10 protein-coding genes are annotated in these 13,543 nt (G+C 51.4%); 5 read left to right on the forward strand and 5 right to left on the reverse strand.

The window, feature by feature from the left end; genetic code table 11:
• Positions 1-217 precede the first annotated feature (217 nt).
• Complete coding sequence (locus tag GJJ30_RS00310; protein WP_154171965.1) at positions 218-565, forward strand: hypothetical protein; 348 nt, start codon at positions 218-220, stop codon at positions 563-565.
• A 264-nt stretch (positions 566-829) separates the two neighbouring features.
• The gene (gene katG / locus GJJ30_RS00315; protein ID WP_154171967.1) at positions 830-3,109 is read left to right on the forward strand and encodes a catalase/peroxidase HPI; all 2,280 of its coding nucleotides are present in this window, start codon (positions 830-832) and stop codon (positions 3,107-3,109) included.
• A gap of 140 nt (positions 3,110-3,249) precedes the next feature.
• Here katG and GJJ30_RS00320 read toward each other — a convergent pair whose 3' ends face one another.
• The gene (locus GJJ30_RS00320) at positions 3,250-4,152 is read right to left on the reverse strand and encodes a pirin family protein (protein ID WP_154171969.1); all 903 of its coding nucleotides are present in this window, start codon (positions 4,150-4,152) and stop codon (positions 3,250-3,252) included.
• 146 nt (positions 4,153-4,298) lie between these two features.
• Between GJJ30_RS00320 and GJJ30_RS00325 the strand changes: the two genes are divergently transcribed.
• A complete protein-coding gene (locus tag GJJ30_RS00325) occupies positions 4,299-4,664 on the forward strand; it encodes a winged helix-turn-helix transcriptional regulator (protein WP_154171972.1) in 366 nt (121 codons plus the stop codon).
• Positions 4,665-4,668: 4 nt separating this feature from the next.
• Here the strand turns inward: GJJ30_RS00325 and GJJ30_RS00330 are convergent, their stop codons facing one another.
• The 4 genes from GJJ30_RS00330 to bamJ form a co-directional block, all read right to left on the reverse strand.
• On the reverse strand, positions 4,669-6,840 hold the full coding sequence (locus GJJ30_RS00330) for a xanthine dehydrogenase family protein molybdopterin-binding subunit (RefSeq protein WP_154171974.1): 2,172 nt from the start codon (positions 6,838-6,840) through the stop codon (positions 4,669-4,671).
• Positions 6,841-6,845: 5 nt separating this feature from the next.
• Positions 6,846-7,313 (reverse strand): (2Fe-2S)-binding protein, encoded by a 468-nt coding sequence (locus GJJ30_RS00335; RefSeq protein ID WP_154171976.1) that lies wholly within the window; start codon positions 7,311-7,313, stop codon positions 6,846-6,848.
• A 201-nt stretch (positions 7,314-7,514) separates the two neighbouring features.
• The gene (locus GJJ30_RS00340) at positions 7,515-9,593 is read right to left on the reverse strand and encodes a carboxy terminal-processing peptidase (RefSeq protein ID WP_154171978.1); all 2,079 of its coding nucleotides are present in this window, start codon (positions 9,591-9,593) and stop codon (positions 7,515-7,517) included.
• 166 nt (positions 9,594-9,759) lie between these two features.
• On the reverse strand, positions 9,760-10,509 hold the full coding sequence (gene bamJ / locus GJJ30_RS00345; RefSeq protein WP_154171980.1) for a BamJ family beta-barrel-assembly machinery protein: 750 nt from the start codon (positions 10,507-10,509) through the stop codon (positions 9,760-9,762).
• A 454-nt stretch (positions 10,510-10,963) separates the two neighbouring features.
• On the opposite strand from bamJ, the gene atpA reads away from it, so the two are divergent.
• Positions 10,964-12,541: a F0F1 ATP synthase subunit alpha gene (gene atpA, locus GJJ30_RS00350; RefSeq protein ID WP_154171982.1), complete on the forward strand. Its 1,578-nt coding sequence runs from the start codon at positions 10,964-10,966 to the stop codon at positions 12,539-12,541.
• A gap of 79 nt (positions 12,542-12,620) precedes the next feature.
• Positions 12,621-13,508 carry an ATP synthase F1 subunit gamma gene (gene atpG, locus GJJ30_RS00355; protein WP_154171984.1) on the forward strand — a complete coding sequence of 296 codons (888 nt, stop codon included), beginning with the start codon at positions 12,621-12,623 and terminating at the stop codon, positions 13,506-13,508.
• Positions 13,509-13,543: the final 35 nt, after the last annotated feature.

The raw sequence follows: 13,543 nt of genomic DNA on the forward strand, positions 1-13,543 counted from the left end.
CCAACATATGCGGTTTTTCTTCCGGAAAAGTCAGCCAAAACGGGGGTTAGCTATAGTTCTTTCTAAAGTACGTACTTCCAGCAAACCATACGTGGAAACTACGCATTTTTCAGAAAGCGTACTTGTGCGCTAAAACCGCAGCCCGCCCTCCGCTACTTTTGTAACGTCGAATCTGACATATCCACACCATTGATACTATTCTAATAGCAACAAACTAATGAAAACGGTCTTGATTTTCAGTACACTTTGCCTCGCTCTTGCCATTACACTTCGGGCTTCGAGTCATAAAAAAATTACGCTAAAACAAACACTGGAGCAACAAATTGCTTCCTACGTCCTGTATCCGGAAGTATTACAACAAATCGACAACGAAGACTTTGTGGTCATCAAGTTCCGCGTCGACGGTGAACAACGGCTTGCCGACCTGCGCATTTCGAGCGGTGACAACAAAACCTTGAATGCGACGCTTATCAAACAACTGATGGGCAAAAAAGTATTTCTGACCGAACCGAATTCGAACGAAAACCAGGAGTATCTGGCTAAAGTCCGCTTTCGTTTGATCTAACGCATAACCACCGTTCCACCACACCTGATAGCCGTCGGCTCCGTAATTTCGGGAGCCGACGGCTTTTTATTGATAGTCGCTTCTCTCCTTCTGCCTTGCGACAGCCTGAAAGGCAGCCAAACTCCCGGTACCGACTTACCATCTTTGCAGTAATAGATTTTAGCTATTAAATCATAGAATTAATCGATTATGAATATTTTCCCTAATAACATAATTTTATCCCGCTGTCCAATACGCAGCTCACATCGATTTAACATGTAAACTATGGCAACGGAAAACGGATCAAATGACATTAGTAAATGCCCCTTTCACAATGGCAGTATGAAACACAACGTGGGTGGTGGCGGAACCAGAAACCGGGACTGGTGGCCCAACCAGTTAAAACTTTCGATCCTGCGTCAGCATTCGACCTTATCCAACCCGATGGGTGAAGATTTTAACTATGCCGAAGCCTTTAAAAGTCTTGACCTGGAAGCCGTCAAAAAAGACCTGCACGCCCTGATGACCGATTCACAGGATTGGTGGCCAGCCGACTTCGGGCATTATGGTCCTTTGTTCATCCGCATGGCCTGGCACAGTGCCGGAACCTACCGGGTGGGCGATGGTCGGGGTGGCGCCGGTGCCGGACAGCAGCGGTTTGCGCCCCTGAATAGCTGGCCGGATAACGTGAGCCTTGACAAGGCGCGCCGGTTGCTCTGGCCGATCAAACAAAAATACGGCCGCAGCCTTTCCTGGGCTGATTTGATGATCCTGACCGGAAATGTAGCCCTGGAATCGATGGGTTTTAAAACATTTGGCTTTGCCGGTGGACGGGCCGATGTCTGGGAGCCGGATGAGGATGTATACTGGGGCGCTGAAACCACCTGGTTAGGCAACGACCAGCGGTATTCCCGTGGTTCGGAAGGTGTTGACGGGGATGGCGTCGTCTCATCGGACGAAGATCCGGGACGCAACATCCACTCCCGCGACCTGGAAAAACCGCTCGCAGCCGCACACATGGGGTTGATTTACGTGAACCCGGAAGGCCCCGACGGAAATCCTGATCCCGTGGCAGCCGCCCGAGATATCCGCGAAACATTCGGCCGCATGGCCATGAACGACGAGGAAACCGTTGCGCTGATTGCCGGTGGACACAGCTTCGGCAAAACCCACGGTGCTTCCACTTCCGACCATGTGGGCAAGGAGCCGGAAGGCGCTGACGTCGAAATGCAGGGTTTGGGCTGGGGCAACAGCTACGGTTCCGGTAAAGGTGCCGACACGATCACCAGCGGACTGGAAGTGATCTGGACGAAAACGCCCACGCAGTGGAGCAACAATTTCTTCGAAAACCTGTTTGCTTTCGACTGGGAATTGATCAAAAGCCCGGGTGGCGCACACCAGTGGGTTGCCAAAAATGCCGGCGACATCATTCCGGATGCGTACGACAGTTCCAAAAAGCATGCCCCCACCATGCTGACCACCGATCTCGCGTTAAAATTTGATCCGGCTTACGAAAAAATTTCCCGGAAGTTCCTGGAAAATCCCGATGCTTTTGCGGACGCGTTTGCCCGGGCCTGGTTCAAGTTAACGCACCGCGACATGGGCCCCCGCGCACGCTACCTCGGTCCGGATGTACCGGAGGAAGTGTTGCTGTGGCAGGACCCGATTCCAGCGGTCGACCATGCGCTGGTCGATGAAAATGATATGGCCGGTTTGAAGGCAAACATCCTGGCGTCGGGACTGAGCGTCACGGAACTGGTTTCTACCGCCTGGGCTTCGGCTTCTACCTTCCGCGGCTCCGACAAACGCGGTGGTGCCAATGGCGCCCGCATTCGGCTGGCTCCGCAAAAAGACTGGAAAGTGAACAATCCGACGCAATTGCGCAAAGTGCTGAACACCCTGGAAAGCATTCAGAGTGAGTTTAACAGCACACAGGTCGGTGGAAAGAAATTTTCGCTGGCCGATTTGATCGTGCTGGCCGGTTGCGCTGGCGTTGAAAAAGCTGCGCAGGATGCGGGACAGACGATTACCGTTCCGTTCACACCGGGCCGCATGGATGCCTCTCCGGAACAAACCGATATTGAATCAGTTGGCTACCTGGAGCCCGTTGCCGACGGTTTCCGCAACTACCGCAACGCCAGATTCCCGGTATCGACCGAAGAATTGTTAATCGATAAAGCGCAGTTGCTCACGCTCACCGCGCCTGAATTGACGGTATTAGTGGGCGGTTTGCGGGCTTTAAATGCCAATTTCGATGGTTCCAAACACGGCGTTTTCACCGCTCGTCCAGGCCAGCTCACCAACGATTTCTTTGTGAACCTGCTGGATATGAACACGTCATGGAAAGCGATGAGTGAAGACCGCGAACTTTACTTGGGAAGCGACCGTGCCTCCGGCCAGCCCAAATGGACCGCCACCCGCGCCGATCTGGTGTTTGGCTCCAACTCGGAACTGCGGGCGATCGCCGAAGTGTACGCCAGCACAGATGCCCAGAGCAAATTTGTGAAGGACTTCGTAGCGGCCTGGCATAAAGTAATGAATCTGGACCGGTTTGATCTAGCCTGATAGTCAGCGATTTGTTACCAAATACTTTACAAAAAAACCGGACTAATCAGTCCGGTTTTTTTGTAATAAAACAATTGGATGGCGATTTATGCAGAAAGGCCATTCGGCACCGTCGCGCCTATCGTTGACTGTTTGCCAGATCAGTACGTAAACCGCTGTGCTTCGGGCAACTCCGTCACATGGCCCATTTTGCCGTGTCGAAACGCCTGGTACAAACCTTTGATATCACTTTCGGTATCGCCGATGAAGGGCCCGTACGAAACGATCGGATCGTTTTGCGGCTGACCCGCGTACAAAACAACCCGAGCGCCCGACGGCCCAGCGGTTAATTTCAACTCGCTCCCGGCCTTTTCCGAAAACCGGTCGAGCCAGCCGACCTGATTTTGTTTCAGCGGTTTATGCTCCTCGCCAATTTCCACACTTCCTTCAATCACGTACAAAAAGGCGTTGAACGAAGCCGGTAATTGCTGGATCGTCTGAACCCCGGATTCCAGGTGAATATCGGCGATAATGACCGGCACGTAATTTTGAATGGGCGACGAAATCCCGGCCAGGGAACCGCTGTAGAGCCGGATTTCGAGTCCCGGCTGAATTACTTTCGGTACCTTCTCCAACGTAATGTCCTGAACGCGGGGCGTTGTCCAGCGGTCTTTCTTTGGGAGATTCAGCCACAGTTGCAACAGCCGCATCCGGGTTTGCCGGTCGATGGATTCCGTATGAACAATGCCGCTCCCGGCGGTCATCATTTGAAAATCGCCCCCTTTCATCAGGTGTTCAGCATCGCCCATTTCGCCTTCCAGCAGCAACGAAACCGTTTCGAATCCGGCATGCGGGTGCGGACCGCCCACCGGCTCGTTGTCTTTTTTATCGAGAAAGTCGTCCATCAGCACGATAAACGGATCACTCTGCGCAAAGCTGGTGTGGATCACGGCACGGGCCGTGTGATCGGGGCCAAGAAAACCGGGTTGGGCAGGCGGAGTATATACGCTGGCCAGCTTTCTTTTGATCGCCAGTTCGGGTTTTGCAATTACTTGAGTTTCCATGATTTTGGTGAGGAAGTCGATTCAACCGGTTTTGATTAAATCGCTCCCGTTATGTTTTATAGAACAAATTTATGTATATTTACTATCAAATTGTTAGCACTATACTTTTTAATAGCTCTATACTTTAGGATAGTAAAATAGTCAAAATGGAAAACCGGACGGAATTACAACACTCGGAATGCATGGGAATTTTGCGGCCCATTCGGGATGCGCTGGATGTGTTGAATGGCAAATGGAAGCTCCCGATTATTGTCGCGCTCACCTTTGGAGAAAAACGATTTACGGAAATCGCGAAAGAGGTTCACGGCATTACGGATCGCGTGCTTTCGAAAGAACTGCAGGATTTGACAATAAACGGCTTGGTGAAGCGGACAGTTACCGACAGCTTTCCCGTGAAAGTGACGTATTCCCTGACTCCCCACAGTAAATCGCTGGACGAAGTCATTGAAGCCCTGCACAAATGGGGCGTTTTACACCGCGAAATGATCCTGAAAGGGCCGCCCGAAAATTAGTCCGCTACAAATCGTCCAGTTTAAACGGCAGCGTCCGCATCCGCTTGCCGGTCAGGTCAAAAATGGCATTGCACAGGGCGGGCGCGAAAGGCGGCAAACCGGGTTCGCCTACTCCGCCGGGGTTTTCGTCATTGTCCATGATGTGCACGTCAATTTCCGGTGAGTCGGTGATTCGGGGCATCGGGTAGGTATTGAAATTCTGCTCCACGGCTTTTCCGTCTTTAAAGGTAGTCGCGTGTAGAATGGCCGCGCCCAGGCCCATGATGATGCTGCCTTCCACCTGCGCCCGGATGATGTCCGGATTCACGTACCAGCCGCAATCCATCAGGGCGATTACTTTATCGATCTTCAGTTTACCGTCGGTTTTCCGCGATACGCTCACCACGTGCGCGCAAATACTGCCAAAACTTTCCGTAATTGCCACCCCCCAGCCCGCATTTTTCCCCCGCGATTTCCACTGGCTAACGGCTTCGAGTCGATCGATAAAAGCCTGATAACGGGCATCCGGCAGGTGGTTTCGCCGGAATTCCAGCGGATCTTTCGCGGCTGCATGCGCCAGTTCGTCAATAAAACTTTCACTGGCAAAACCGCCGGTGGATGCGTAAACCGAGCGCCACCACATCACCGGAATGGGCGCCCGCGTCGCTACACCGCCAAAACTGTACTGCGGAATCGCTTTTAGGTAGGGACTTAGCAGTCCATCCACGTTACCGTGATTTTCCTTAAGCGGTTCCGGATCGGGAAAAGGCTCAGGACGCCACTCCTGCCAAAACCACTGGGCCGCCGTAACCGTTTGAAAGGCAGTTATGTTTCCTTTCTCGTCAATACCGCCTTTGCAGCTGTAAAAAGCGCCGGTCCGAAAAGGTCCCCCACTCATGTCATCTTCCCGGGTCCAGACCACCTGAACGGGTGCTTTTACGGCCTGGGAAATCAGGGCCGCTTCGTAGGGATAATCGGTGAATCCTTTCCGTCCAAAACCGCCCCCGAGAAAGGTCATGTTGACCATTATATTTTCTTTTGGAACGCCAAACCGCTCACTCAAATCGTTTTGTATCCAGACTGCCTCCTGAATGGGTCCCCAAATTTCAATGCGGTTTTCCTGCACATGCGCAATGCAGTTGAGCGGTTCCATGCAACTATGCGATTGGTAAGGCGTTTCATAAACCGCTTCGAGCTGCTTCGCGGCATTTCGCAAGGCCGTTTCCAACGGGGCGGAGGGCGCCGGTTTTTTCAGGTTTGCCCGCATCTGGGCCGAAAGCTGCTCCGAATCGAGGTGTTCAAAACCGTCATCATTCCACTCAACTTTCAGGACTTTGCGGCCCTGCATCGCGGCCCAGAGCGAAGTAGCCACAACGGCAACTCCTTCGTATAAATTACCAAAAACCGCCCTTTTTACGACGAGAACCTTTTTAACGCCGGGCACAGCTTTGGTTTTTGAGTCGTCAAAACGCTTTACTTTTCCGCGAAACCGGGGATTGCGTTCCACCACGGCATACAGCATGCCCGGCACTTTTTTATCCAGCCCAAATACGGCAGATCCGTTGGTTTTCAGCGGAATATCCTTCCGGGGCAACGATTTTCCAATGAGCTTATACTCCCTGCGTTTTTTTAAGGGGACGTTCTGAGGTGGCGTCTGCCGGGCAGCCACTTCGACGAGTGCGCCGTAACCGAGCTTCCGGCCTGTCGGTCGATGAATGACCTGTCCATTGTCGGCCAAACATTCTGAAACCGGGACATTCCATTGGTTACCAGCGGCTTCGATAAGCATTTGGCGGGCCGTCGCGCCAACTTGTAACAATTGCTTATACCAGCCCCGAACCGAAAAGCTCCCTTCTGTCGGCTGCGGGCCGTATTTTCTCTGATTCGCCGGCGCGGATAAAACCACGACCTGATCCAGATTCACTTCCAGTTCTTCCGCAAGGATCTGGGGAATGGCCTGAAAAGTTCCCTGTCCCATTTCCGAGCGGTGGTTCAGGAGGGTCACCTGGCCAGACTGACTGATAGAAATCCAGGGAATTAGCTCGGTTCCCTGGTCGTCCGCCGACGAGATATTGATTATTTCTGAGGTCGACTTACCCAAACCCGGCACCGAAACCCCAAGCATCAGGGTTAGGCCGGAAAGGCTGGCCGAACGGACAAAATCCCGGCGGGAAAGGGCCTGATCACGGTTTTTCATCAGAATTATTTTAGACCGGTCGCGCCAGCGGCTGATTTGATTGCTTTTCGGATGCGTGGATAGGTGCCGCAACGGCAGATATTGCCCTGCATGGCCGCATCAATTTCTGCATCGGTGGGGTGTGGATTGGTCTTTAAAAGGGCAACGGCCGACATGATCTGTCCGCTTTGGCAATACCCGCATTGAGGTACCTGTTCGGCAATCCAGGCTTTTTGCACGGGATGTGAATTGTCCTTCGAAATCCCTTCAATGGTGGTGATCGGCTGACCGGTGGCGGCTGATACCGGAAACGAACAGGACCGGATCGGCGCCCCGTTGAAGTGGACGGTACAGGCTCCGCACTGGGAAATACCGCAACCGTATTTGGTCCCCGTCAGGCCAACCAGATCCCGGATGACCCAGAGCAGGGGCATTTGGGCGTCGGCTTCTACCGTATGTTTTTTTCCGTTGATCGATAAGGTGTACGTGGGCATGTCAGAAAAAGGAAAGAGTTGCGCCGGACTGGTTTTAAAAGTAACGGTTTTGATTCTGGTGGGGAAATTAGATTGACGATGCGTAGGAAACGATCGGTCAACGGTCTACTTTCGTTGACCACTGGAATTCGCCATTCGCACAAAAACAAAAAACCGCATTGGTCAGACCAATGCGGTTTTTTGTTTTACTATCCGAAAACCTTATTGCGGATTCTTCGTAAAGGCGATGTAATCGGCCAGAACTTTACCGCACTCGTCCAGAAACAAATCTTTTTTCGGGGCCTTTGCATCCTTCGGATCTTTGGCGGGCGTCGACGAATCGTTCGTTGCAACCGGCTCACCGGCAGAAGCACTGATCGACTTCCGGCGTTTTTCGGCCTCATCGCGTTCTTTCTTCCGTTTCGACTCCTGAAGCGACACAACGGTTTTTTCCTTAGCCCGTTTCAGTTCCGCAAAATCGGCAATCAACTGCTTCATGTCGCTGTCAGACTTCAGCCGCTGCTCGTACCGATCGCGCAGTTTGTTAATAATTTTATCGTCCAGACTGCGGGTTACTTCAAAACGCGCCGAAGCGATCTGATCCCAGGGCAATGCGCTGGGTTGCGAGCTTTCGCCGTATTCTTCCGCACTGAAAGCCGACGGGAATTCGATATCCGGCGTTACACCTTTGTGCTGGGTGCTGCTGCCGTTGATCCGGTAGAATTTGGCAATCGTCATTTTGACCTGCCCTACTTTATCGGCTTCTTTCAGCCAGGTGTTCAGATCGACCATCGTTTGAACCGTCCCTTTACCGTAGGTCTGGCTACCGATAATCAATCCGCGCTTGTAATCCTGAATGGCAGCTGCGAAAATTTCAGAGGCCGACGCACTAAACCGGTTAACCATTACCGCCAGCGGGCCATCGTAAACAATCGACGGATCCGGGTCGGTTTGTACTTCGATATCGCCCTGGGCTTCTTTTACCTGAACCACGGGGCCGCGTGAGATGAACAAACCGGTCAGCGTGATGGCTTCCGTGAGTGATCCCCCGCCATTGTCGCGCAGGTCAATCACTACACCGTCCACCTTCTCGGTTTTCAGTTCGTTCAAAAACCGCTGAACGTCGCCGGTAGTGCTGGCGTAGCCTTCTTCGCGTTTGCGGGCACCTTCGAAATCACGGTAGAAAACCGGGATCGTAATCACACCCAATTTGTATTTCTTCTGATTCTGCGTGACTTCAATCACCTCTTTCTTGGCGCGCTGCTCTTCCAGTTTGATTTTTTCGCGCACCAGCTTGATTTCCTTCGGCGGAGCACCGGCAATGGCGTCGAGCGATTGAATCTGCATCCGGACCGTCGTGCCTTTCGGACCTTTAATCAGTTTCACGGCATCATCAACCTGATAGCCAACAATGTTTACGAACTGGCCGTCGCCCTGCGCAACCGCCATGATTTTATCACCTTTCGCCAGCAGCTTGCTTTTGAAAGCCGGACCACCGGGAATCACTTCGGAAATCTTGATGTAATCGCCGTCTTCCTGCAACAGGGCGCCAATGCCTTCCAGCGATGCGCTCATTTCCTGATTGAAGCGGTCGGCCGAACGGGGTGACATGTAATTCGTGTGCGGATCGAGCGACTCGGCAAACGAATTCATGTAAATCTGGAACACGTCCTCGGCTTTAATCCGGTTCATATAGCGGTCGAGGTTTTTATACCGCGACTTCATGCTGTTGACCACCGACGTATCGGCTTTACCGGTCAGTTTCAGCTCCAGCGACTGGTTTTTCAGCAGCTTGCGCCACAGATCATTTTGCTCGTCGATATTTTTCGGCCAGTTGGCTTTCTCGCGATCGGTGTTGAACGACTCATCGACCGTAAAATCGAACGGTTTTACCATGTTTTCCTGGACGAATTTATTGCGCTCCTGATAGCGTTTCCGGAAAACATTGTAAATGTCGTAAGCGGCCGTCAACTCCCCGTTGATCAACTGGTCGTCGATGTTATTGCGGTATTTTTCAAACGAGTTTACGTCCGAAGCCAGAAAATAGGCTTTATTTCCGTCCAATTCTTTCAGATAATTGTCGAAAACGACCGACGACAGCGAGTCGTTCAGTTTCACTTTCCGATAGTGATGGGTCGTCAGCAATTTCGCGACCAGTTGTTCGACATGTTCCTGCGATAACGACGGTTTCAGATCATCAGCGCTGGGGGGAGGCAGCGGTACGGCTGACATCCCTGCCTGTGGACCCGGCTGAAGGCTCAGCATCAGCACCGGGACTAGTGTAATGAGGTACTTTCTCATGTTCCTCTTTCGTATGATTAATGTAGCACCACTCTTAACGAATCGATGGTTGAATGGCTAAGGACGATCAGTTGATTGAATAACTATAAATTGATTAAAACAATCCAACCCCGATTGACCATTCAGCCATTTTTAACCATTATTTAACTACTCAACTACTAACTGATTACTTCTTCACTATTTCCAATAATTCAATGTCAAAAACGAGCGTTGAATTCGGTCCGATCTGTGGACCGGTTCCCTGCGATCCATACGCCAGTGCCGACGGAATATAAAGTTTCCATTTCGAACCAACGGGCATCAACTGCAAGGCTTCGCTCCAGCCCTGAATCACCTGATTGACCGGAATTTCGAGCGGCTGGCCCCGTTCGACGGAACTGTCAAAAACCGTTCCGTCGATCAATCGGCCGGTGTAATGTGCTTTAACGGTATCCGTCGTCGACGGTTTAGGGCCCGTACCCGCTTTTACAATTTCATACTGCAATCCACTGGCCGTGGTTTGAATACCCGGCTTTTTTTTATTTTCGGCCAGAAACTGCTCCCCAATTTTTCGATTGGTTTCAGCCTTGGCGTTCCGCTCCTTCATGAAAAACTCCTGAATAATCCGGTTGGCCTGTTCCGGCGCAATCTGCGTATTCTCAGATTGAAGAGCATCCCGCAAGGCTTTTGTAAGGGCCTGAATATTGGCATTGCCGAGATTCTGCTGTTTCAGCCCTAACCCAACATTCACACCAATACTATAACTAACTGAGTCGATGGCATTGTTTAATTTAAGAGAGGAAGAAGCGCCCGAGGCAGTAGTTGCCGGAGCTTTCGGTTTAGGCTTTGCAGCCGGCTTTTTCGTTTGAGCCACTACCTGACCCGTTACCAATACAGCCGCCAGCAGGCCGGCCAAAGTCCATTTTTTAATCGCCATGTGTTAGTTACAAAAGTTGTATTCAATAAATGCCTAAGCTGAAAACGTAAAGATGCAGGTCAAAAGTTTGGCAATAGCAGGATTTAATAAAACAAATTATTGATGAGTGGTGATGAGAAAGGGTTAGCGGGCACTCCTGGCGGGCTATTCTTTTCTCCAACGAGCCCATTGCCAGACTATGAGATGCTCACAACTCACTAAAGTAAATAACAAATGTTAGTAACTCAACTCGCCAAAGTTAATTATTGTTAATTTTTTTGAGGGACCCACCCAGACCCGTTAAAATGCGATTAAAACCGCATGGGTCAACATATTCAAAAAACAAACCCCCGATTCTTAGAAAAGTATAAACTTTAGCGATGAATTTTCTTGATAACGTCTGTTTTAGTGAAATTTAGTGCGTAACTTTGCACCCGAATTCTTAGAACCATCATAAAACGATTCTTCCACTCATATGGTATCAGTTAGACCCGACGAGGTTTCGGCCATTCTCCGGGAACAGCTATCGAACTCCAGAACCACGACCGAACTCGAGGAAATCGGTACGGTATTACAGATCGGTGACGGAGTAGCCCGCATTTACGGACTTTCCAAAGTCCAGGCCGGTGAATTGCTGGTGTTTGAAAACGGACTACAGGCATTAGCCCTGAACCTCGAAGAAGACAACGTCGGAACCGTATTGCTGGGTGACTACAGCGAAGTTAAAGAAGGTGACACGGTAAAACGTACGAATCAGATTGCTTACGTCAATGTGGGCGAAGGTATTCTGGGTCGCGTTGTCAATACACTCGGTATTCCCATCGACGGTTTAGGTCCCATCGCTGGCGAAACCTTTGCCATGCCGCTGGAGCGGAAAGCACCGGGGGTTATTTTCCGCCAGCCGGTAACCGAACCACTGCAAACCGGTATTAAATCCATCGACGCCATGATCCCCATTGGCCGGGGTCAGCGCGAATTGATCATTGGTGACCGTCAGACGGGTAAAACCGCCGTGGCCATCGATGCCATCATCAATCAGAAAGAATTTTACGACAAAGGGCAGCCGGTTTTCTGTATCTACGTAGCCTGCGGACAGAAAGCGTCGACCATCAAACAGGTAGAAGCGACGCTGCGCCGGGCTGGTGCGATGGCCTATACGGTTATCGTGGCCGCTCCTGCCGCCGATCCTTCGCCGATGCAGTTCTTTGCGCCCTTTACCGGTGCTGCCATCGGTGAATATTTCCGGGATACGGGCCGTCCGGCGCTGGTTGTATATGATGACCTGTCGAAACAGGCTGTAGCTTACCGCGAAGTATCGCTGCTGCTGCGTCGCCCACCGGGCCGCGAAGCGTATCCGGGTGACGTATTCTACCTGCACAGCCGTCTGCTGGAGCGGGCCGCCAAAATCATCAATAATGACGCTATTGCGGCTACCATGAACGACTTGCCGCCTTCGCTGGCCGGTAAAGTTAAAGGAGGTGGTTCGCTGACGGCGCTCCCGATCATCGAAACCCAGGCGGGTGACGTATCGGCCTATATTCCGACCAACGTAATCTCGATTACGGACGGACAGATCTTCCTCGAAACCAACCTGTTCAACTCCGGTATCCGTCCCGCTATCAACGTGGGTATCTCGGTATCGCGGGTAGGTGGTAACGCCCAGATCAAGTCGATGAAAAAAGTGGCCGGAACCCTGAAACTGGATCAGGCGCAGTTCCGCGAGCTGGAAGCGTTTGCCAAATTTGGTTCGGATCTCGATGCTTCGACGAAACTGACCATCGAGCGGGGTCGCCGGAACCAGGAAATCCTGAAACAACCACAGTATTCACCGGTTTTGGTGGAGCAGCAGGTTGCGATCATCCTGGCGTCGACGAACGGTTTCCTGGATAAAGTGCCCGTCAACAAAGTGAAGGAATTCGAAACCGAATTCGGTATTTTGATGACGACCCAACACCAAAGCACGCTCGATCAGCTCCGCGCCGGTAAACTCGACGACAGCATCATTGCTGTCATCAAGAAAGTAGCTACGGAATTAGCGGTTCGTTACGCATAACATTTCAAGTTTTTGAAATTCAGGCTTTTGAGAGTTTGGGAATGTCATTTCCCAACTCTCAAAGCCACAACTAAAAACAATGGCCTCACTAAAAGAAGTACGAAGCCGGATTACTTCTATCATCTCGACGCAGCAGATCACGAAAGCCATGAAAATGGTGGCTGCGGCTAAATTGCGCCGGGCACAGGACAATATCATTCAGATGCGCCCTTACGCCCGCAAACTGAGCGAAATGCTGAGCACAGTGGCGGCCGGTGCCGAACTGGCAGCTGAAAGCCCGTACAACCAGGTTCGTCCGATCGAAAAGGTGCTGATCATTGTGGTAACCTCGGATCGCGGTCTGGCCGGTGCGTTCAACACCAACGTTCTCAAGGAAACGCTTTCCGTGATCAATAACCGCTATGCCGAACAGGCGCGTCGGGGCAATGTTGAAATTTTGGCCATTGGCAAAAAGGGCGCGGAAGCGTTCCAGCGCCGGGGCTTTACGGTCAATACAAATTTCATTGATACCTTCCAGTCGTTGAGCTTTGCCAAAGTTCGGGAGGTTGCCGAAGAGGTGATGGCGGCTTTCACGGCGGGTCGGTATGACGTGGTCGAAATTGTTTTCAATGAGTTCAAAAACGTCGCCACGCAGATTATTCGAACTGAGCAGTTCCTGCCGATCGTGGCAGCACCGACGCATTCGGCGACCAAAGCGAACAATGTCAACTACATTTTTGAACCTTCGGAAGAAGAAATCATTACCGAACTGATTCCGAAAACGTTGAAAATTCAGTTGTACAAAGCCGTTCTGGAATCCAACGCATCGGAACACGGCGCCCGGATGACGGCCATGGACAAAGCCACTGACAATGCCGGTGAGTTGTTGAAAGAACTCAAACTGGTTTACAACCGGACCCGTCAGGCGGCCATTACCAAGGAAATCCTCGAAATTGTTGGGGGAGCCGAAGCACTGTCGCAACAATAATTTGTAGACAAAAAAGAAAACGATTAGTCTTTCTT

The sequence above is a fragment of the Larkinella terrae genome, assembly GCF_009668025.1.
Classification (GTDB): domain Bacteria; phylum Bacteroidota; class Bacteroidia; order Cytophagales; family Spirosomataceae; genus Larkinella; species Larkinella terrae.